This window comes from Chromobacterium vaccinii (assembly GCF_000971335.1).
GTDB lineage: Bacteria > Pseudomonadota > Gammaproteobacteria > Burkholderiales > Chromobacteriaceae > Chromobacterium > Chromobacterium vaccinii.
On record NZ_JZJL01000012.1, the window covers coordinates 92,359 to 113,884 of the forward strand.

A 21,526-nucleotide genomic window follows, 5' to 3' on the forward strand; every position below is an offset into this window, starting at 1 on the left:
TCCGGCTTGGCCTTCAAAAGAAAAAGCGCCCCTGCCGGAAGACGCGGCGAGGGGCTGAGGAGGGAAGAGGGTTACTTCAGCTGGCGGTTCCAGAAGGCGGCGGCGTCGTCGAGCGCCTTCTGCGCGTCCTTCTTGCCGGTGACCGCGCCTTCCACGTTGTCGACCAGATTCTTTTTCAGATCGCCGACATTGGGCACGCCGGTCAGCACCAGGGTGCGGATGTTGAGCGCCACCTTGGCCCCCTCGATGCGCGAGCTTTCTACCGCACCGCCGCCGGCCGAGGTCTTGACGAAATAGCTGTCGGCCAGCGCCCGGCGGGTGGAGGGGAAGGTGGCGCCGGTCACTTTGGCGAAGGCCAGCTGCTGGGCGTCGCCGGTCAGAAACCTGGCGAACTTGACCGCCTCCTGCTGCGTCCGCGCCGGCAGGCCCTTGGATACGGACCAGCTGAACAGATAGCCGCCCTGGGCGATCTTGGTCGGCCCCTGCGGCGCCGGCTGCACCACGGTGGCGGCGTAGATGTTGCGCGCGTCGCTTTGGGTGCGCTGGGCGGAGGTCGGCGCGGTTTCCATCATCGCCAGCCGGCCGCTGTTGTACAGCTTGATGCTGGCCTGGTAGTTGTCGTCGGCGAACAGATTGTCCCTGGCCAGCGCGCCGGCCTTGTAGGCGTCGGCCAGCTTGCGGATCAGCGCGACGTGGGCGGGGCTGTTGAACACGGCCTTGCCGTTCTGGATCAGCGGCAGGCCCTGGCCCAGCATGATGCCGTCTATCTGGCCCAGCTGGGGCAGCAGGCCGGGGACGCCGGTCTTGGCCTTGATGATCTTGGCCAGGCGCAGTTCGTCGTCCAGGCTGGAGATCGACCGTTTCGGGTCCAGGCCGGCTTTCTTGAACAGTTCGCCGTTGATCACCAGCACATTGATGTTGTTGTACCACGGCAGGCCGTACAGCTTGCCGCCGAAGCTGAGATCGGCCAGCGCGTTGGGCAGATAGGCCGCCTTGTCCGCGCCCAGCGCCGTGTCCAGCGGAATCAACGTGCCTTTTTGCGCGTATTTGAACAGCCGGGGCACGTCGTGGTTGACCAGCGCCGGCGGTCGGCCGGCGGCGATGGCGGCGTTGAGCTTGGTTTCGAAGTTGTCGTTGAACACGTCCACCCATTGCACTTCCACGTCGGGATGCTGCGCCTCGTAGGTTTTCTTGACGCTGGCGAAGTAGCCGTCGAAGGTGGGCTTCAGCGAGTCGGTCCAGAATTCCAGCCGGACTTTTTCGGCATGGGCGGACAGGCTGCAGGCTAGCAGCGCGAATGCGGCCAGGGCGGGGCGGAACGGTTTCATCGTCTTCTCCTTATTGTTGCGGGTTCGAGCGTTGCAGCAGCAGCAAGGCGCCTTGGGCGGAGTCGCCGCGCGGCGCGACGAGGCGCTGGCGGAAGCCCGGCGGCAGCCAGTCGCGCAGCGCCTGGCCCAGTCCGCCGCACAAGGCCACCGGCAGTTCGTCCCGCGGGTCCAGCGCGCGGGCGATGGCCCAGGCGTCCTCGCCGGCCTGGCGCAGCAGCGCGTCGGCTTCAGGATCGACGCGGGCGGCGCTCAGCGCCAGCGGCGCCAGCCGGGCGAACTGGGACGGCGTGGCGCGGCCGTTCCAGTTCATCATCGCTTGCCAGTCGCCGCCGACGAATTCCAGCACCGCGCGCGTCAGCGGACTGTGGCTGCGGCGGCCGTCCAGCGCCATCTGGGTGAGTTGGGCGGCGCGCTGGCCCAGCCAGGCCCCGCTGGCTTCGTCGCCGCTGGGATAGCCCCAGCCGCCCACCTCGCGGTGGCTGCCGTCGGAATACAGCGCTTCGCCTATGCTGCCGGTGCCCAGCGCGACGATGATGCCGGGTTGGCCGCCGTGCGCTCCCAGCAGAGTGGTGTAGCCGTCGGTGGCCAGGCGGAGCTCGGCGAAGTCCGGCGCCAGGGCCTTGAATTCGCTCGCCCACTGCTTGTTGTGAACGCCTGACAGGCCCAGGCCCAGCGCGCACTCATGGACGGGCGGCACGGGGAGGCCGGCCTGCTCGAAAGCGTCGTTCAGCGTGGCGCGCACGGCTTGCCAAGCCTTGCCGATGCCCAATGACAGCGCCGAGGCGCCGCCTTCCGACTGGGCCAGCGGAGAGCCGTCTGACGCGTTCAGGCGGATGCGGGTGCCGGTGCCGCCGCCATCCACGCCTATCAGGTATCGGATGCTTGGATTCATCGCTTGCCGGGCTTGCGGCCCGCCTCGTTCGAATGATGACATTTGAATTTTCATCAGTAAAGCATTCGAATTTTATTTCGTCAACTTGATTTATTTAAGTGCCGCTCAATGACAATGGCTTGTTTGGCCGGTGCGTCGCCGTCATACTTCCGTTTCATGAAAAAAACATCATCAGCCGCCGAGCCGCGCACGGTGTCGGGCACCAATCTCGAATACGCCCGCTCGCATAACCGCCGCGCGGTGCTGGAAACCGTGCGCCTGAACGGCCAATTGACCCGGGCGGATCTGGCCAGATTGACCGCGCTGACGCCGCAGACGGTGTCCAATATCGCCGCCGAGCTGCTGGACGCCGGCATGTTGCTGGCAGGCCAGCCTTTGCGCGAGGGCGCGCGCGGACAGCCCGCCATTCCGCTTACCCTCAATCCGGACGGCGCCTACGCGGTGGGGATGCAGCTGGATCACCAGATGCTGGTGGCCTTGGCGCTGGATTTGTCGGGCCGGGTGCGGGCCAGGCTGGAGGCGCCGGTGAGGCATCCGTCGCCGGACGAAGCATTGCCGTTGATCTCGGATCTGCTGCAGCGGCTGAGGCGGGAGTCCGGTCTGGACTGGGGGCGATTGCTGGGCTTGGGCCTGGTGATGCCGGGGCCGTTCGGCGTGGAGGGAATGACCTCGGTGGGGCCGACCACGCTGCCGGGCTGGGAGGGTGTGGACGCGGCGGCGCTGGAGCGGACGCTGGGCCTGCCGGTGCTGCTGGAAAAGGACGCCACCGCGGCGGCGATAGGCGAGCGGCTGTACGGCATGGCCAGCGAGCTGCGCAATTTCGTTTACCTGTTCATCGGCGCCGGGCTGGGCGCCGGACTGTTTCTGGATGACCGGCTGTACACCGGCGGCCGGCGCAACGCCGGCGAAGTGGGGCACATGATGGTGGTGCCGGCCGGCCGGCCCTGCGATTGCGGCAACCGCGGCTGCCTGGAGCGCTACGTATCGCTGCAGGCGCTGTATGAGGAACTGGGCATCGCCGGCGGCCCGCTCGCCACGCCGGAGCATCTGGCCGCGCGGGGAATCGACGCGGCCGGAGAGCGCTGGCTGGACGCGGCGGCCGGGCCGCTGCGGCAGGCGATCAACATTCTGGAATCCATGCTGGACATCGACGCGGTGGTGCTGGGCGGATTGCTGCCGCCAGTCTGGCAAGAGGCCTTGATGGCGCGGCTGCATCCGTTGCCGCTGTCGGTGCGCAGTAGCAGCGGAGAGCGCGTGCGGCAGGGCAGCGCCGGCCGCGACGTGGTGGCGCTGGGGGCGGCGGCCTTGCTGGTGTTCGACGAATTCAATCCGCAATACGAGGTGTTGCTGAAGGGCGGGCGGCGCTGAGCGCGCGGAATCAGACTGGAGGGCGACGATGGCGATGCGGTTTCTGTTCAATCATCTGGGTTTCGAGCGAAAGGCGGCCAAGCCGATATTGCTGCAGGCGGAGGCCGGCTCGGCGGTGGATGGCGCGGCGGTGCTGGATGCCGCCGGCAAGGTGGTGATGCGCGCGCCCTTGCGGGCGCAGGGCGGCGTGAACGGCTGGGGCGACGATCATTATTGGCGCGCGGATCTCGACGAATTGACCAAGCCCGGGCGCTACCAGCTGTGGCTGGAAGGCAGCTCGCCGCCGCTGGTGTCGGCGCCGTTCGAGGTGGCGGATGGCCTGTACGGGCCGGCGCTGTTGTCGGATCTGGTGTTCTATTTCAAGTCGCAGCGCTGCAGCGGCCTGTACGATCAGGCCGACCGCGCGGCGCCGGAAGAGGGCGGCGACGCGCGGCGCGACGCGCACGGCGGGTGGTTCGACGCTTCCGGCGATTGCTCCAAGTACCTGAGCCACCTGTCCTACGCCAATTATCTGAACCCCCAACAGACGCCGTTGCTGGTCTGGAGCCTGATCCAGGCGCGGCAAGCCTTGCCGCAGCAGGGCAAATGGTTCGACGAGCGCCTGGTGGACGAGGCGCTGCATGGCGCTGATTTCCTGCTGCGGATGCAGCATGAGTCGGGCTTCTTTTACCAGACCCTGTTCGATGGCTGGAGCAAGGACGAGGGCCGACGCAGCCTGTGCGCCTATTCCACGCAGCAGGGCGTGCGATCTTCGGCTTTCCAGGCGGGCTGGCGCCAGGGCGGCGGCATGGCGGTGGCGGCGCTGGCGGCGGCGTCGACGCTGCCGCGATACGGCGAAAGCGAGCGGGCCGAATATCTGGCGGCCGCGCGGAAGGGTTTCGCCCATCTGCGGGAGCATGGCCGCGATTATCTGCCGGACGGCGAGGAAAACCTGATCGACGACTACTGCGCGCTGCTGGCCGCCTGCGAACTGTACGCGGCCTGCGGCGACAGCGGTTACGCCGACGCGGCGGCGGAGCGCGCGGCCGGCTTGCTGGCCCGACAGCATGGCGATGGCTGGTTCTGGCTGGATCGCCGGCAAACCCGCAGTTTCTGTCACGCGTCCGATGCAGGCCTGCCCTATATGGCGCTGGCGCGCTACCTGGAAACCTTGCCGGACGGCCCTTGCGCCGAAGCCGTGGAGCGGGGATGGAAGCTAGGACTGCGAGGCGAGTTGGCCCGCAGCGCGGCGGGCAACCCTTTCGGTTATCCGCGGCAATGGGTGAGGCAGGCGGGCGAGATCGAAGGCGCGCGTTTTTTCATGCCGCAGCGCAATGCGAGCGGCTATTGGTGGCAGGGCGAGAACGCGCGGCTGGGCTCGCTGGCCGCCGCCGCCTGGCGCGGCGCGGCGCGCTGGCCGGAGCTGGCGGAAGACCTGGATGCCTACGCCCAGGCCGCTGTGGACTGGGTATTGGGCCGCAATCCATTCGATGTTTGCATGTGGCAGGGGCATGGGAGGAACAATCCGCGTTATGAGCCAGGCTACCACAACGCGCCGGGCGGGGTCTGCAACGGCGTCACCGCCGAGCCGGGAAGGGGCGATGGCATCGCTTTCCTCTTGCCGGAGCAGACCGACATCAGCCAGTCATGGCGCTGGAGCGAGCAGTGGCTGCCCCATGGGGCCTGGCTGATGCTGGCTTTGGCGCGGCGGCAGGCGATAGGCGGGGAATAAGGGTCATTGATATCAATCAAATTTTATTGTTTGTTTTTTGATATCAATGTCATTTTTTCTTGGCTTGCTTCACGATAGACGACGCGGCGAGGAGGCCATTGGCATCTAATCGCCGCGATGACAACAGGAAAGGAACCGTGATGAAGTCCAAGATACTGCTTGCCCTGGCGGCAGGCGCGGCTTTTGCAGGAGCCAGTCCGTCCGTTCTGGCCGATTCGAATCAGGATTGCGATACGCGCTTCGCGATCATCGGGCCGGGGTTCAACCAGTTGAACACCAACGCCACCATCAACTACATCGGCGCGGTGTCGCCCAGCCGGCTGTTGATCGCAGGCAACGTCAATGGCTACAAAGTGACCGGCTACATGGACTTGGTGGGTTTCACCGCCAGCGGATCCTGGGGCGACGAGGCGGGCGCGGCAGGCAGCGGCGGCGGAATCACTTCGATCGAAGTGCGCGACAAGGTGATGATCGTGTCCGGACAGGTCAGGCAAGGCGGCCCGTGGGGGCCCATCGGCTACCGGACCGCCCAGATCCAGTTCGCGGGCGACGTGTCGTTCTCCGGAGGCAGCGCCGGCAGTTCCGGCATCTCCAAGATCAATTACATCATTCCCTGGCCGTCCAATGTGACGAATCCCAACAAGGGCCTGCTTCTTGGCGGGACCGTGTTCGACAATCGCGGCCTGCCCAGCGGCAGTTTCCATTCGCCGAGCGCCATGTTGTGCAAGCCTGCGGCGGCCAAGAAATAAGGCGCGGCGCGGACGCAAAAAAACGGCGGGGATTCCCGCCGTTTTTCATTTCAAGCTCAGCCTTATTGCGCGTTGCTGCGCGGACCGCGGTTGCCTTGGTAGCCGCCTTCGCGGCGCTGGCCTTGGTAACCACCTTCGCGGCGATTGCCCTGATAGCCGCCGCGGCTGCCGCCGCCATTGCCGCGACGATCGCCGTAGCCACCCGGCTTGCCGTTGCGACGCGGGCCGCCCTTGGACGGGCGACGGGTCGGCTCCATGCCTTCGATCACGCCTTCAGCGATGGAGCGCTTCAGGTATTGCTCGATGCGGCGCACTTTGTGCGACTCTTTCGCTTCCGCCAGAGTGATGGCGGTGCCGTCGCGGCCGGCGCGGCCGGTACGGCCGATGCGGTGCACGTAATCCTCGGCCTGTTTCGGCAGGTCGAAGTTCACCACGTGGGTGATGGTCGGCACGTCGATGCCGCGGGCGGCCACGTCAGTGGCAACCAATACCTTGATGCGGCCGCGACGCAGGTCGTTCAGGGTGCGATTGCGCCAGCTTTGCGGCATGTCGCCGTGCAGGCAGGCGGCGGAGTAGCCCTGATCCGACAGCTTGTCGGCCAGCTCTTCGGTATACGCCTTGGTGGCGGAGAAGATCACGCACTGGTCGAAGCCGGATTCCTTCAGGATGTGATCCAGCAGGCGATGCTTGTGGTTCAGGTCATCCGCGTACAGCAGGTGCTCGTCAATGGTGCCGCCGGAGGTTTCGGTGCGGGCGATCTCGATGCGCTGCGGATCGCGGGTCATCTTTTCAGCCATGCGGCCGACGATGCCGTCCAGCGTGGCGGAGAACAGCACGGTCTGACGCGACTCCGGCGTAGCCTTGACGATGGCTTCGATGTCGTCGATGAAACCCATGTCCAGCATGCGGTCGGCTTCGTCCAGCACCAGCATTTCCAGACGGGAAAAATCGATGCGGCCAGAGCGCATGTGGTCCATCAGGCGGCCCGGAGTCGCCACGATCAGATCGATCGGGCGGGACAGGGCGCGAATCTGGAAGCCGAAGGAAGAGCCGCCCACCAGGCAGGCGGTCTTCATCCAGCGCAGGTCCTTGCCATATTCCAGAGCGTTCTTTTCAACTTGTTGCGCCAGTTCGCGGGTCGGGGTCAGCACCAGAACGCGCGGGCCTTGGCCCTTGCCGGTGGAGCGTTCCGACAGCTTGGTCAGCGCAGGCAGCAGGAAAGCGGCGGTCTTGCCGCTACCGGTTTGAGCGGAAACCAGCAGGTCGCGGCCAGCGATGGCGGCCGGGACGGCTTCGGCTTGAACCGAGGTCGGGGAGGTGTAGCCGGCAGCTTCCAGAGCGCGCAGGATGGTCGGGGCGATGCCCAGATCGGAAAAGTTCATGTATATCCTTTCAGGCCGGATGATGCCGGCGTCACTTATAGCCAGATTTCGTGGCGGTTATACGGCGCCTTTGGGCCGCAAATCATCGGCACTAACCTGGCAAGCGGCGAACAGCGGTCCAGTCGAAAGCGACATTATTGCTTGGACGAAGCCTGGTAAAGGGTCAGGGACGATGAAAACACACTCGGGCAGAGGCGTGGTGTGGGTTTGCCCGGTGAAATGACAAGAGGCCGGACTGTACATTAATTACGGAGGCAAGGCAACAGTTTTCTGAAAAATGGCCGGATAAGTATTTGATTGTTTGTGTCTTGATTTGGACTGTCCGCAAAAATAGCCTGCGATCGCCCTGCGCGGGCGCGGGCGCGGCTGGCGAAGCCATCCCTGCTCGCTACACTGGACTATAAGGCAGCGGGCTGGGGGCGGGCGGATGCGGATGGGGCGGAAGTTGGCGGTGTGGCTGTCGCGGCGGGCGGCCGGGGCGGGCGCCGCGCCGGTGTATGCGCTGGCGGTGCTGGCGTGCGCGCTGCCGGCGCTGTTCCTGCCTTGGTGGCTGGGCCGGGCGGGCTTTGATCCGCCGGACTGGCGCGGATGGGCGCTCGGCGCGGAGGTGGGGGTTCTGGCCGCGCTGGCCGGGGCGATGTTCGCCGGCTGGCTGCGGCGCGGCGCGGGCGTGCGCAGCGCCAGCGACTGGGAAATACTGGAAGGCATACGCAACCAGGAGTTTTTCGTCCATTACCAGCCCATCGTCACCGCCGCGGGCGGAGAATGCGTCGGCGCGGAAGTGCTGGCGCGCTGGCGCCATCCGATGCAGGGCAATGTGAGGGCCGACCTGTTCATCCGGGAGGCGACCGAGGCGGGGTTGATCGTGCCGCTGACCCGCTATCTGCTTAAGCGGGCGGCCGGCGAGTTGCGCCAGGTGGCCTTGCCGCCGGGTTTCATCGTCGGCGTCAATATCGCCGGCGAGCATCTGGCGATGCCGGAGCTGGCCGACGATTGCCGGGAAATGCGGGAGATGCTGCAGGCCAAGCAGGCGGCGTTGGTGCTGGAAATTTCGGAGCAGACGCCATTGAGCGAGGCGTCCGGCGCGCACGAGGTGATCCGAAGACTCAAGCGGGAGGGCGTGAAGCTGGCGCTGGACGATTTCGGCTCCGGCTATGCCGACAAGGACTATCTGCGGCGCTGGGGTTTTGATTATCTGAAGGTGGAAAAAGGCTTTGCCTCCGCATTGGGGCAGGACACGCTGCGCGGCAATGTGCTGGACGGCCTGTTGCCGTCGTCCCGCCAGTTGGGCGTGAGCGTGATCGTCAAGGGCGTGGAGACTGCGGGCCAGCGGAACTATCTGAAAGCGAGTGGATTCGAGTTGCTGCAGGGGTTCTATTTCGGCAAGCCGATGGCGCTGAACCACTTCCGGCAGTGGCTGTACTCCGGGGTCATTCAGGACCGGTCGCCGGCGCGGCGAAAGGGCGGCGGCCGTTAGAGGCTTGGAGCGGCTTTGGGGGACGGGTTGGGACATGGGGCCGCGTTTGCTACAATGCGGCCCTTTTTATTTCGAAGGAAGCAGTGGCATGGAATACGCCGTGCAACGCTACGCCGCCACCCGGCCCTGGGCCAAGCGAGTGGGGCAGCTGTATGCCCAGACGGTCCAGGCCGCCGAGGCGCGGGCGCAGATGAAGGATGTGATCAAGCGCGAGTTGGAGCGCGCGGCGCAAGTGTTCGAGATTCCGCAGGCCACCATCGTCTGCGAATTGGCGTTGGCCGAGGCCTGGGGACACTTCGCTCGCCACGGGCGCGTGGTGTCCCATCTGGATGGCGCGTTGGCGGCCGCCTTGGCCCATACCCGGCAGCCGTCGAACCTGCCCGATACGCTGAATCTGCCCGCCGCAGCCTTCTTCCTGCATGTGCCGGGCGAGGGCGGGGCCTTCATCGCGCATCAGCCGGAACGCCGCGCCTTGCTGCTGACAATGGTGCGGATGGGCTTCGCGCCGGATGGCGTCAATTGGCTGCAAGCGGCGGACCAAGTTGAGTTGGCGCGGGTGGAGTACCCGGGCGAGTTGGCGCCGCAGCTGGAAAATGTGGCCGCCGATTGGCAGGGGCTGCTGTCTTCCGTATTGAACGGCCTGGCGATGATGACTCAGCCCAAGCTGGAACTGGCCAAGGGTTGGGAGGCTTCCGCGCCGGCGGAGTGGGTGGCGGACGCCGCGCATCCTTCGTGCGTCAAAACCCGGCGGAAGGCGCGCAGCCAGCTGTTGAAGTCCGGCTTCGGCGAGGTGACTTTCTGCCGGGGGCCGGAGCTGGCCGATGGCACCGAATATGCCAGCCAGGGTTATTGGCGCCGCCAGTCTTTCGGCGCGGACAAGGCGCATTCGCGCCTGGTATGGGTGGCACCGCGCTGAGCTTGGCGAGCAGGCCTTGCCCGGCGGCGCGAAAGCGCTTGCCGAGGAGATGAAACGCCCGGTTGAGCCGGGCGTTTTTTTGGGCGCCGATTGCGCGGGCGTCAGTACTCGTTGAGCAAGGTGCGGATCAGCTCGCGCATCTTGTCCATGTCGAAAGGCTTCTGGCAGCAGGCGGCGATGCCGGCCTCCTCCAGGTCATCCTTGCCGATATTGTCGCTGTCGCTGGTTATCATCATCACCGGCGTGTCCGGCTGGAGGCCGCTGCTGCGGACGTGGCGGGCGAAGTCCAGTCCATCCATGCCCGGCATGTGGTAGTCGGTGATGATGAGCTTGAATGGCTCCTGCTCCAGGTAGGGTATGGCCGCTTCGCTGCTGGCCGCCTCGCAGAAATGCTCGAAGCCCAGCTTCTCCAGCACCTGGCGGATGTGGTGGCGCGAAGTGCTGCTGTCGTCGACGATGAGCACGTTCATCAGCGCCATGTCGGAGTCGACCTCGGCGCCCAGGCTGGGGCAGTTGAGAAAACTCATCACCGACTGCATCGCCAGATCGAACTCCTCGGGCGTGAACGGCTTGGGCAGCATGGCCAGGCTGCCGGCCTGGCGTATCGTTTCCAGTCTTTCCGGATTGGTTTCGCTGGAGATCAGGATGAAGGGCAGGTCGTACAGATCATCGCTTTCGCGCAGCTCGCGGACCAGCTCCGCGCCCGTGATGTCGGGCAGGTGGTAGGCGCTGATGATCAGGTTCGGCCGCCTTTGCCGGGCCTGCTCTATCAGCTCGCGGCCGGAAGGGTGGACTTCTATCTGGGCGGCGCCCATCGCCTCCAGCGCCTTGGTGATGATTTGCGCCTGCACCTGGGAGGGTTCGGCCAATGAGATCAGCAGTTGTTCCAAAGCCAGCATCGCTCTGCTCCGACATTCTACTTATTTACATTATTGTCGGTTTGGCACGATTTGGGTGGGCCGGCAAGCAAAATCCTCAAATAGCTTGATGCGGATGGGGGCGGCAAGTTTTGCCGCCGCTCGCGCCGCGCCCGGCCGGCAAACTTGCCGCTTGAAGCCTAATCGGCGTGAAAACTTGGCTTTGCGCGGCTTTCAAGCGCTGGCACACTTCGTGCTTTAGCGTAGGCCAGCGAGGAGATTGCCCAATGCTAGACAAGATTGCCCACTATTTCGATTTTCAGCAGCGCGCGCTGAATTTGCAGGCCTATCGCGCCGAAGTGATAGGCAGCAACATCGCTAACGCTGAAACGCCGTATTACAAGGCGGTGGATTTCGATTTCAAGTCCGCGCTGCAGGCGCAGGTGGACAAGCAGGGGCAACTGAAACTGGCCCAGACCGACGCGCGCCACATCGCCAATCAGGCCGGCGAAGGCTCCGGCACGCCGCTGCAGTACCGCAGCGCGGTGCAGCCCAGCCTGGACGGCAACACGGTGGACATGGACGTGGAGCGCGGCGCTTTCGCCGACAACGCCTTGCAGTATCAGACCACGCTGGCCTTCCTCAACAAGAAGATCAGCGGCCTGAGCTCGGCGATCCAGGGCAGCGGCACGGGAGGCTGATTGAATGTCACTGTCTAATCTCTTCAATATTTCAGGTTCGGCGCTGTCGGCGCAATCGATGCGGCTCAACGTGGTGGCCAGCAATCTGGCCAATGCCGAAAGCGCCACCAGTTCGACCGGCCAGCCTTACAAGGGGCGCCACGTGGTGTTCACCGCGATTCCGGTGGACAACGCCCAGCCGCAAGTGGCCGGCGTGCGCGTGACGTCGGTGGTGGAAGACCAGTCGCCGCCGAGGCTGAAGTACGAACCGGGCAACCCGCTGGCCGACGAGCGCGGCTACGTGACCATGCCCAACGTCAACGTGGTGGAGGAGATGGCCGACATGATCGCCGCCTCTCGCGCCTACCAGAACAACGTTGAAATGATGAACACCGCCAAGACGCTGCTGCAAAAGACGCTGCAGCTCGGCCAATAAACCAGGTAAAGGGTGACGCCATGACTACCGCAGCGACCAACAGCACCACCGGCAACGCGTTCAATTTCAACTCGCTGAACAGCCAGGCCACGCCAGGCAGCAGCGGTGTTCAGACGGCCAATGGTTCGGGCACTGGCGGCTCCTTGTCCACCACCAGCGCGCAAAGCCTGCAGAACAACTTCCTGACCTTGCTGACCGCGCAGCTGAACGCGCAGGATCCGCTGAATCCGATGGACAACAGCCAGCTGACCAGCCAGATGGCCCAGATCAGCCAGGTGGCCGGCCTGCAGACGCTGAACCAGACCATGCAGCAAATGGTGTCGGCGCAGAGCGCCACCCAGTCGCTGATGGCCTCCAGCATGATAGGCAAGAACGTGATGGTGGCCGGCAACGCGCTGACCGCGCCGGCCGCCGGCCAGACGACGCAGGCGGGCGTGCTGTTGAACGGACCCGCCGCCTCGGTGCAGGTCAATGTGCTGGATCAGAACGGCAATGTGGTGGATACGGTGCCGCTGCAAAATCCGGGCAAGGGGCTGACGACCTTCAGCTGGGACGGCAAGGATGCCAACAACAACCAGTTGCCGGCCGGCGGCAGTTATACCTTCCAGGTCAAGGTGGCGCAGGCCAGTTCGTCCGGCAACACCACCGCCACGGCTTACAACACCCAACAGGTCCAGGCGGTATCCTGGGCAAACGGTTCGCCGATGCTGGTGCTGCCGGGCAACAACCTGGTGCCGTTGTCCAATGTCGCGCAGATGTCCTGAAGCACTCTGCCTAAATAAAGCTTGATGAGGAGCAGTTGAGATGGGCTTTCAACAAGGTCTGAGTGGTCTGAACGCGGCGTCCGTGCAATTGGACACCATAGGCAACAACGTGGCCAACGCCAATACCGTCGGCTTCAAGAGCTCGCGCACCGAGTTCGCCGATCTCTACGGCAACAGCCTGTACGGCATCACCGCGACCACGCCGGGCATCGGCACCCAGGTGCAGGCGGTGACCCAGAATATGGGCAACGGCAATCTGGACTCCACCGGCCGCAGCCTGGACTTGGCGATCAACAATGCCGGTTTCTTCATCATGGGTTTGCCCAACGGCACGCAGGCGTATACCCGCAACGGCCAGTTCCAGGTCAATAGCCAAGGTTACTTGGTCAACACCGCCGGCAATTTTGTCCAGGGCTGGACGGCGAATTCGAGCGGGAGCGTTTCCCAAGGGCCGGTCGGCAATCTGCAATTGACGACCACGTCCATCGCTCCGCACGCCACCACCAAGCTGAGCATGCCGGTGCAGCTGAACTCCAATCAGAAAACGCCTACCGGCTCGCCGCTCAACAATCCGGCGGACCCCACGTCGTATAACTGGCCAAATACCGTGCAGGTGTTCGACAGCCTGGGCAATCCGCACCAGATGGTGTTCTATTACTCGCTGACGTCGTCTGCCGCTACCGGCAACACCTGGACGGTCAATACCTACGTCGATGGCAAACCAACGACTACGACTGGCGGCGGAGCAAGCTTCACATTGAATTTCGACACCAGCGGCAACCTGACCCCCGCCCCCTTCACGCCGGTGCCGATCACGTTCACCACCACGCCGGTGAACGGCTCGGCGATCCCTCAGACCGTGACCGTCGATTTCACCAACTCCGTGCAGAACAATCAGCAGTTCGGCACCTTGTCGCCGCAGATTCAGGACGGCACCGCGCCGGGCACGCTGCAGGGCGTGAACATCTCGGCCAACGGCCTGATTCAGGCCAGCTTCTCCAATAGCCAGACCAAGACAATCGGCCAGATAGCCCTGGCCACCTTCGTCAATCCGCAGGGGATGCAGGATATCGGCGGCAATATGTGGTCTCAGACCGGCAATTCCGGTTCGCCGACGGTCAATAATCCGGGCGCTGGCAATGCCGGCACCTTGTCGTCCGGGCAGGTGGAGGATTCCAACGTCAACCTGACCAACGAGCTGGTGAACATGATCACCGCGCAGCGCTACTATCAGGCCAACGCGCAGACGATCAAGACGCAGGACACGCTGATCCAAACCTTGTTGAACATCTAAGCGGCGGATTGAAGCATGGATAGAGTGCTGTACCTCGCGATGACCGGCGCCAAGCATGAGGCTTGGCAGCAGGCGACTACCGCGAACAATCTGGCCAACGTCAACACCAATGCCTTCAAGGCGGATCTGGCGGCATATCGGGCGCTGCCGGTGATCGGTGACGGCGCGCCGACCCGGACCTATGTCGTCGACAACACCGTCGGCTTCGACGCCAGCCAGGGCGCGCTGCAGCATACCGGCAACCCGTCCGATTTCGCGCTTGGCTCGCCGGGCTTCTTCGCGGTGCAGGGCACGGACGGGCAAGAATCGTATACCCGCGACGGCGGTTATGTGCTGGACGCCAATGGCTTGATGCACACCCGCACCGGTCTTGTCATCATGGGCGATGGCGGCCCGATCACGGTGCCGGCGGGAACCCAGGTTCAGCTGGGCCAGGACGGCTCGGTGATGGCGGCGCCGCTGACCGGCGCCAATCGCGCGCCGCAGCTGGTGGGGCAGATCAAGATGGTCAATCCCGGGCCCAAGGATGTGTACAAGGGCGAGGACGGCCTGTTTCACGTCAACGGCGGCGGCACGCTGCCGGCCAGCGCCGACGTCAAGCTGGTGCCGGAAACGCTGGAAGCTTCCAATGTCAATTCGGTGGAGGCGCTGGTGCAGATGATCTCCCATGGCCGCCAGTACGAACTCAATATCAAGATGATGCAAACCTCGCAGCAGAACGATCAGCAGGCTGCGCAGTTGCTGTCCATGAGCTGATGCCGGGACAGAAGAAAGAACAAGGTAAAACGCCATGATGCGCGCACTGTATATCGCCAAGACCGGCATGGATGCCAGCCAGTTTCAACTGGACGTGGTGTCCAACAACTTGGCCAACGTCAATACCATAGGCTTCAAGCGCAGCCGCGGCATATTTGAAGAGCTGTATTACCAGACTCTGCGCCAGCCTGGCGGGCAGCTCGCCAACGGCAGCACTTTGCCATCCGGGCTGCAGATCGGCACCGGCGCCGCAGCTGTGGCGTCCACTCGCATACATGCGCAGGGCATTCCAACCCAGACCGGCCAGCCGCTGGACATGCAGATCGACGGCGACGGCTTTTTCCGCGTCCAGCTGCCCAACGGCACCACCGCGTACACCCGCGACGGCGAGTTCCAGCGCAATGCCAACGGCGACGTGGTGACGGCGATGGGGTATCCGATGAACCCCAATATCAATATTCCGGCCAATGCGACGCAGATCACCGTGTCGACGGCCGGAGTCGTGCAGTACACGCTGCCCGGCGCCACCGCGCCGCAGACGGCGGGCACGATTCTGCTGACCACCTTCATCAATCCCCAGGGCCTGGAGAGCACGGGCGGCAACCTGTATCTGCAGACCGCGGCTTCCGGCGATCCGCAGGACGGCGACGCTCAAACCGACAACCGGGGTTCGATCCGGTCCGGTTTTCTGGAAATGTCCAACGTCAACGTGACCGAGGAACTGGTCAATATGATCACCGCTCAGCGCTCGTTCGAGATGAATTCGCGCGCGGTGACCACCGCCGACCAGATGCTGCAAAAATTGAGCAATCTGTAACGATGGGCCGAGCGCGGCCGGCATGATGGGAGTGGGGCGATGAAAACCAATCTGGCGATTTTGCTGTCCGGGGCGGCTTTGCTGACGGGGTGCGTGGTGCAGGAGCCGCCGCTGGTGCAGGGCCCGACCACGGCGCGGCCGCAGCCGCGCTCGGTGGGCTTGCCGGCCAATGGCGCCATCTTCCAGGCGGCCAGCTACCGGCCGATGTTCCAGGATGCGATGCCGGTGCAGGTGGGCGATACGCTGCAGGTCACGATTCAGGAGAATTCTTCCACGTCGCAGTCTGAACAGACCACCGACACCCGCACCTCCGGGCTGACGTCCAGCATCACGGCGGGGGTGAAGATCCCCTTCCTGCCGAGCGGTTTGGCCAGCGGCCTGGGCGGCACCAACTTCAACAGCTCGGGCACCGCCAACAATACCGGCAAGGGCAACAATCAGGTCGCCACCACCTTCGTCAGCTCCATCACCGTGACGGTGATCGACATGCTGGCCAACGGCAACCTGGTGGTCAGCGGCGAGAAGCAGGTGCGCATCAACAGCGACACCGAGTCCATCCGCCTGTCCGGCGTGGTCAATCCGCGCGATGTCTCTCCGGATCGCACGGTATCGTCGCTGAAAGTGGCGGATGCGCGCATCGAACAGCAAACCAAGGGCAACAACCGGCTGTACAACGAGCCCGGCTGGTTGTCCAAGATTTTCATGTCGCTGCTGCCGATTTGAGCGCGGCGAGGGGTGGGATGATGAAGAAATGGATCGTGCTGGCCAGCTTGTTGCTGGCCTCGCTGCCGGCCCTGTCGGCGCAGCGTTTGAAGGATATCGCCAATATCGGCGGCGTGCGCCCCAACCAGTTGATCGGCTATGGTCTGGTGGTGGGTCTGGACGGCAGCGGCGACAAGGTGACTTCCTCGCCGTTCACCGGCCAGGCGATGACCAATATGCTGAACCAGCTGGGCGTGCAGGTTCCGCCGGGCACCAAGATCGATCCCAAGAACGTGGCCGCGGTGACGCTGACCGCCACCTTGCCGCCGTTCGCCAAACGCGGGCAGGCGATCGACATCACCGCGTCGTCGATCGGCGACGCCAAGAGCCTGCGCGGCGGCACGCTGCTGCTGTCGCCCTTGAAGGGCGCCGACGGCCAGATCTACGCGATGGCCCAGGGCAATGTCGTGGTGGGCGGCGCGGGCGCGTCGGCCGGCGGCAGCTCCACCCAGATCAATCAGTTGAGCGTGGGCCGCATTCCAGGCGGCGCCACAGTGGAGCGGGAAGTGCAGACCGCGCTGGGCGACGGCGAATTCATTCATCTGGAGCTGCAGGAGGCGGACTTCACCACCGCCAACCGCGCGGTGCAGGCCATCAACAAAGTGTTCGGCTCGGATACCGCTCGCGCGGTGGATGGCCGGCTGATCGAGGTTAGGGCGCCGTTCGACAGCAATCAGCGCGTGCAATTCCTGTCGCGGATGGAAAATATTGCCGTCGATCCGGCAGATCTTTCCCCGCTGGTCATCATCAATGCCCGCACCGGCTCCATCGTGATGAACCAGGCGGTGACGCTGAGCTCCTGCGCGGTATCGCACGGCAATCTGTCCGTCACCGTCAACAACACGCCGCAGGTGAGCCAGCCCAACCCCCTGTCAGGCGGCAAGACCGTCGTCACCAATCAGGCTGAAATCACCATCAACAGCACCAGCGGCAAGGTGGTGGGCCTGAAGGGCGGGGCCAACCTGTCCCAGGTGGTAAACGCGCTCAACGCGCTGGGCGCCACGCCGCAGGATCTGATTTCCATCTTGCAGGCAATGAAATCGGCGGGTTCGCTGAAGGCCGACTTGCAGATTATTTGAATCTGGCGCGACTGTGGCATGATTGTTGCTTTTTACGCGGCGAGGAGTGATTGATGACCGCTAAATTCCAGTCTGTTCTGCCGCAGGACGCGCTCAGCCACCAGTTGGCGATAGACCCGAGCCATCTGCGCAGCCTGCGCGCCAAGGCCGCTTCGGATCCAAAGGCCGCCGCGCGGGAGACTGCCGCACAGTTCGAGTCGCTGCTGATGGGCACCATGCTGAAAGCCATGCGCGAAACCAAGTTCGACGATTCGGACCAGTCCAACAGCATGGACACCTTTCGCGGCTTGTCCGACCAGCAGATGATCCAGGCGATGAGCGCCAACGGCGGCCTGGGGCTGGGGGACATGATCTACCGCCAGATCGCCAAGCAGTCGGGCTTCAGCCCGGATGAAGGCAAGACCGCGCTGGCGCATCGGCAGGCGGGTCCCGCGTTGATGGTTCAACCGGCGGGGCAGCGCATGCTGCAGGCTTACCGGAGCGCGCAGTCCGAGGCTGACGGCGCGGTGGCCAGCCTGGTCCAGCCGCCCGCGCCGCAAACGGCAGGAGGCGGCAAGAGTTTCGCCAACAGTTTGTTGCCGCATGCCCGCGGGGCGGCGCAGCAACTGGGCGTGGCGCCCGAGTGCGTGGTGGCCCACGCGGCTCTGGAGAGCGGCTGGGGCAAGCGCACGATACGCAACGGCGATGGCTCGGACAGCCACAACCTGTTCGGCATCAAGGCCGGTTCTGACTGGCAAGGCAAGACCACTACGGTCATGACCACCGAGTACGTGGGCGGCGCGCCTCAGAAACGGATGGAAACCTTCCGTTCCTATGGCTCTTACGCCGAGGCGTTTTCCGATTACGCCAAAGTGCTCAAGGGTTCCTCGCGTTACAAGAACGTGTTGAACCAGGGGCAGAACATGTATGGCTTTGCCCAGGGGCTGCAGGCAGGCGGTTACGCCACCGATCCGCGCTATGCGCGCAAGCTGGTGGACGTGGCGGCGAGTCTGGCGCAACAAGTCGCCAAAGCTTGATCAAGTTTTGGCGCAAACAGCCGATAAGGACGGCAGGATAGGGGATAATCATGGCAATCGTCGGAGCAGACATATTCAGCATCGGCCTGAGCGGCCTCAACGTCGCTCAGAACGCGTTGTCGGTGACGAGCAACAACATCTCCAATGCGGCCACGCCGGGTTACAACGTCGAATACCTGACCCAGGCAAACCGCCAACCGCAGAATGCCGGCTTCGGCTTTCTGGGGCAGGGCGTGGACGCCACCAATGTGCTGCGCACCTATAGCCAGTTCCTGTCCACCCAGGTGCAGAGCGCGCAAGCCAACAGCAGCTTTTATTCTTCCCAGCTGCAGCAGTTGAACCAGATCAACAATACCATCGCCAACTCGACCCAGAGCCCGAATCCGGCCATACAGTCCTTCTTCGGCGCGTTGCAGACGCTGTCGCAGCAGCCGGCATCGCTGCCTGTCCGCCAGAACGTGCTGAGCATGGCGCAGGCGCTGGCCACGTCGATGACCTCGATGAACAACCAACTGGTGCAAATGCAGCAGGGGATCAACGGCCAGATCGACACCACGGTGCAGAGCATCAACGCCCTGGGCCAGCAGATCGCCGATCTGAACCAGAAGATCGGTTCCGCGACCGGCGGCAACGCCTCCGCTCCCCAGGCGCAGCCCAACGGGCTGCTGGACGCGCGCGATCAGGCGGTGCTGCAGCTGAACAAGCTGGTGGGCGCGACGGTTTCCATCGCCAGCGACGGCTCCTATACGGTGAATATCGGCAGCGGCCAGACGCTGGTGATCGGCGGCACGGTCAATCAACTGACCACTCAGGCCGATCCCAACAACAACACCAATCGCCAGGTCGGTTTCGTCAATCCGGCCGGCGGCGCTCCTGTCATTTTGCCCAATAGCGTGTTGGGCAGCGGCCAGCTGGGCGGGCTGCTCAATTTCCGCGACGGCGCGCTGTTGCAGACGCAAACCCAGCTGGGCACGCTGGCGATCAATTTCTCGGCGGCGATGAATTACCAGAACTCGTTGGGGCTGGATTACAACGCGCAGCCCGGCGGGCCGATTTTCCAGGACTTGTCGTCCTATGCCGCCAAGCCGCAATACGCGGCGGGGCAGTTCCAGGTGCTGATGGGAGACCCGAAGGCGCTGGCCACCGCCTCCAATCTGGTGCCGACAGGCACCGCGGGCGGCACCAGCGGCGTGACGATGACCGGCGTGTGGTCTTCCTTGCCCGGCACCTACGCCGGCAGCATCAATGGCTCGCCTCCGACCTTGCCGTTTCCGACAAACGCGACGCACCCGTCCAGCGGCATGACCAATATGACGATAACGGCATCGGGCACCGCGCCGGTGACGATGACCGCGACGATCACCGGCACGAATGGCGGCGGCCCTTACAATGTGGTGGCCAACACCGCTCAGCCCAACAGCTACAAATTGCAGACCACGGCAGTGCCGCCGGTGGATGTCGGCATCGGCTTCCAGCTGTCCGGCTCGCCGGACCTCGGCCAGAGCTTCACCGTGGGGCCCGCGACGGTTGGCGCGCCTAATTTGAAGGCGTCGGGCGACAACAGCAATCTGCTGCAATTGACCGCCCAGCAGAATCTCAATCTGGTCAATAATCAGTCGTACCAGGTTTATTACACCTCCATGGTGGCTTCGGTGGGCAACCAGGGTTTCGCCGTCGGACAGATGAATTCCGGCGCGCAAAAAACGCTGGAGCAGGCCACCACCAACAACTCGAATTATTCCGGCGTGAATCTGGATCAGGAGGCCGCCAATCTGATCAAATACCAGCAGTCCTATCAGGCCTGCAGCAAGGTGATACAGATTGCGCAGAGCACCTTTTCCAGCATTCTGGGCATCATGTCCTGAAGCCATTATTTGAAGGAGAGCGGCGATGCGCATCAGCTCAACAACGCTATATCAGTCGGGCGTGAACAATATGTCGAACCTGCAGGCACAGCTGGTTCAGGTGAACACGCAGATCGACTACCAGAAGCGCGTGGTCACGCCATCGGACGATCCCGTCGCCGCCGCGCGAATCGAGTTGCTGAACACTTCCAGCGGCCAGAATACGCAGTACAAGGCGAATACCCAGGCAGTGGACAGCTGGCTGTCGTATTCCGATACCTCGCTGAAGAGCGCGATCGACCTGATGGGTTCGTTGAAGAGCCAGGCGATCTATGCCGGAAGCGGCGCTTTGTCGACCACGCAGCTGCAGGCGATTCAAAAAACGGTCAAGGAAGGGCTGTCCGAGTTGGTTGGCTATGCCAATGCGACCGACGGCAACGGTAGCTATTTGTTCAGCGGCAATCAGATCAACACCGCGCCCTTCGCGCTGGATTTGTCGAACAACCCGCCGACCATCGCCTACAACGGCGACGATGGCCAGCGCAGCGTGCAGGTCAGCTCCTCGCGGCTCATGGCGATTTCCGATCCGGGCAATACGGTGTTCGGTTCGCTGGCAAGCGGCGGCAGCCCCACTGCTGCTTTCGATTCGGTGATCAATCTGTACAACCTGCTGGGTCAGAATCCCAAGCCGGCCAATTTTTCGACGCAGATAAACACCATCATCAACCAGATGAGCGACGCGACCCAGCAGATGAGCATCGGTTTGGCGTCGGTGGGCGCGCGCGAGCAGGAAAATTCAAATCTGCAGAGCATGAGCGACAACTTGAATCTGCAATACAACTCCGGCATCGGCGACTTGCAGAACCTGGACATGGCTCAGGCGATTTCCCAGTTCACCCTGACTCAGACCTCGCTGCAGTACACGCAGAAGACCTATGCCCAGGTCGCGCAGCTGTCGCTGTTCAATTACATTTCCGGCTGATGCGCCTTTTGGACGAAAACGGGCCGCATTGCGGCCCGTTTTCTTTTGCGCATTCCGACTCGCTCAGCCCAGGCTGGCGGGTTCCACCACGATGCCGGCGCGCAGTCCCGGCTTGACCGCAGGGTTGGGGAACAGGATGCGCTCTTCGCCGCCGCAGGCCACATAGCGGACATCGCCGTCCTCGGCGATCAGCATGCCATCCGGCAGCACTGTGAAATTTTCGACGTCGTCCGCAAGGTGCAGACGGAAAGCCTCGCTGAGTTTGACCAGATCGTATTTGGCGCGGAACAGGGGCAGCGGCGCCTGCTGCGCGCCGCTGGCGGCTGGTTCGGCCGATAGCAGCGCGCGCAGCGCCCGGTTTATGCCGGAGAAGCGCGACAGGTCGTTCTGGCCAGTGTGTGCGTGGTCGGCGTCTT

21 protein-coding genes are annotated in these 21,526 nt (G+C 63.9%); 16 read left to right on the forward strand and 5 right to left on the reverse strand.

Features of this window, described 5'->3' with window-relative positions:
• Positions 1–71: 71 nt before the first annotated feature.
• Complete coding sequence (locus tag VL52_RS08425) at positions 72–1,328, reverse strand: ABC transporter substrate-binding protein (protein ID WP_046156611.1); 1,257 nt, start codon at positions 1,326–1,328, stop codon at positions 72–74.
• Between the two features lie 10 nt (positions 1,329–1,338).
• Entirely contained in the window at positions 1,339–2,220 is an 882-nt protein-coding gene (locus VL52_RS08430) for a glucosamine kinase nucleotide-binding domain-containing protein (protein WP_046156612.1), read from the reverse strand.
• Between the two features lie 156 nt (positions 2,221–2,376).
• Between VL52_RS08430 and VL52_RS08435 the strand changes: the two genes are divergently transcribed.
• From VL52_RS08435 to VL52_RS08445, 3 genes are all read left to right on the forward strand, one after another.
• Positions 2,377–3,588, forward strand: coding sequence for an ROK family transcriptional regulator (locus VL52_RS08435; RefSeq protein ID WP_046156613.1), 1,212 nt, complete (start codon positions 2,377–2,379; stop codon positions 3,586–3,588).
• A gap of 28 nt (positions 3,589–3,616) precedes the next feature.
• Positions 3,617–5,299: a glycoside hydrolase family 9 protein gene (locus VL52_RS08440; protein WP_235429245.1), complete on the forward strand. Its 1,683-nt coding sequence runs from the start codon at positions 3,617–3,619 to the stop codon at positions 5,297–5,299.
• A gap of 140 nt (positions 5,300–5,439) precedes the next feature.
• Entirely contained in the window at positions 5,440–6,048 is a 609-nt protein-coding gene (locus VL52_RS08445; protein ID WP_046156614.1) for a hypothetical protein, read from the forward strand.
• Positions 6,049–6,110: 62 nt separating this feature from the next.
• Here VL52_RS08445 and VL52_RS08450 read toward each other — a convergent pair whose 3' ends face one another.
• Positions 6,111–7,430 carry a DEAD/DEAH box helicase gene (locus VL52_RS08450; protein ID WP_021477274.1) on the reverse strand — a complete coding sequence of 440 codons (1,320 nt, stop codon included), beginning with the start codon at positions 7,428–7,430 and terminating at the stop codon, positions 6,111–6,113.
• Between the two features lie 433 nt (positions 7,431–7,863).
• On the opposite strand from VL52_RS08450, the gene VL52_RS08455 reads away from it, so the two are divergent.
• The gene (locus VL52_RS08455; RefSeq protein ID WP_052729222.1) at positions 7,864–8,907 is read left to right on the forward strand and encodes an EAL domain-containing protein; all 1,044 of its coding nucleotides are present in this window, start codon (positions 7,864–7,866) and stop codon (positions 8,905–8,907) included.
• Positions 8,908–8,995: 88 nt separating this feature from the next.
• A complete protein-coding gene (locus tag VL52_RS08460) occupies positions 8,996–9,823 on the forward strand; it encodes a hypothetical protein (protein WP_046156615.1) in 828 nt (275 codons plus the stop codon).
• Between the two features lie 101 nt (positions 9,824–9,924).
• Here VL52_RS08460 and VL52_RS08465 read toward each other — a convergent pair whose 3' ends face one another.
• Positions 9,925–10,722, reverse strand: a complete 798-nt coding sequence (locus VL52_RS08465; RefSeq protein ID WP_052729223.1) for a response regulator — start codon at positions 10,720–10,722, stop codon at positions 9,925–9,927.
• 245 nt (positions 10,723–10,967) lie between these two features.
• On the opposite strand from VL52_RS08465, the gene flgB reads away from it, so the two are divergent.
• The 11 genes from flgB to flgL are packed head-to-tail and all read left to right on the forward strand — an operon-like array spanning position 10,968 to position 21,110.
• A complete protein-coding gene (flgB, locus tag VL52_RS08470; RefSeq protein ID WP_046156616.1) occupies positions 10,968–11,381 on the forward strand; it encodes a flagellar basal body rod protein FlgB in 414 nt (137 codons plus the stop codon).
• 4 nt (positions 11,382–11,385) lie between these two features.
• A complete protein-coding gene (gene flgC / locus VL52_RS08475) occupies positions 11,386–11,796 on the forward strand; it encodes a flagellar basal body rod protein FlgC (RefSeq protein WP_021477269.1) in 411 nt (136 codons plus the stop codon).
• A 20-nt stretch (positions 11,797–11,816) separates the two neighbouring features.
• Complete coding sequence (locus VL52_RS08480) at positions 11,817–12,560, forward strand: flagellar hook assembly protein FlgD (RefSeq protein ID WP_052717484.1); 744 nt, start codon at positions 11,817–11,819, stop codon at positions 12,558–12,560.
• Positions 12,561–12,600: 40 nt separating this feature from the next.
• Positions 12,601–13,854 (forward strand): flagellar hook protein FlgE, encoded by a 1,254-nt coding sequence (gene flgE, locus VL52_RS08485; RefSeq protein WP_046156617.1) that lies wholly within the window; start codon positions 12,601–12,603, stop codon positions 13,852–13,854.
• A 15-nt stretch (positions 13,855–13,869) separates the two neighbouring features.
• Positions 13,870–14,610, forward strand: coding sequence for a flagellar basal body rod protein FlgF (locus VL52_RS08490; RefSeq protein ID WP_046156618.1), 741 nt, complete (start codon positions 13,870–13,872; stop codon positions 14,608–14,610).
• Positions 14,611–14,644: 34 nt separating this feature from the next.
• Complete coding sequence (flgG, locus tag VL52_RS08495; protein ID WP_046156619.1) at positions 14,645–15,427, forward strand: flagellar basal-body rod protein FlgG; 783 nt, start codon at positions 14,645–14,647, stop codon at positions 15,425–15,427.
• A 39-nt stretch (positions 15,428–15,466) separates the two neighbouring features.
• Positions 15,467–16,150 carry a flagellar basal body L-ring protein FlgH gene (locus VL52_RS08500; RefSeq protein ID WP_046156620.1) on the forward strand — a complete coding sequence of 228 codons (684 nt, stop codon included), beginning with the start codon at positions 15,467–15,469 and terminating at the stop codon, positions 16,148–16,150.
• Positions 16,151–16,170: 20 nt separating this feature from the next.
• Positions 16,171–17,268 (forward strand): flagellar basal body P-ring protein FlgI, encoded by a 1,098-nt coding sequence (locus VL52_RS08505; protein WP_031296417.1) that lies wholly within the window; start codon positions 16,171–16,173, stop codon positions 17,266–17,268.
• 53 nt (positions 17,269–17,321) lie between these two features.
• A complete protein-coding gene (flgJ, locus tag VL52_RS08510) occupies positions 17,322–18,284 on the forward strand; it encodes a flagellar assembly peptidoglycan hydrolase FlgJ (RefSeq protein WP_046156621.1) in 963 nt (320 codons plus the stop codon).
• 50 nt (positions 18,285–18,334) lie between these two features.
• Entirely contained in the window at positions 18,335–20,149 is a 1,815-nt protein-coding gene (gene flgK, locus VL52_RS08515) for a flagellar hook-associated protein FlgK (RefSeq protein ID WP_046156622.1), read from the forward strand.
• A gap of 25 nt (positions 20,150–20,174) precedes the next feature.
• Complete coding sequence (flgL, locus tag VL52_RS08520; protein WP_046156623.1) at positions 20,175–21,110, forward strand: flagellar hook-associated protein FlgL; 936 nt, start codon at positions 20,175–20,177, stop codon at positions 21,108–21,110.
• A gap of 63 nt (positions 21,111–21,173) precedes the next feature.
• On the opposite strand, the gene VL52_RS08525 is transcribed toward flgL, so the two are convergent.
• On the reverse strand, positions 21,174–21,526 hold a 353-nt coding region (locus VL52_RS08525), incomplete at its 5' end, for a succinylglutamate desuccinylase/aspartoacylase domain-containing protein (protein ID WP_046156624.1).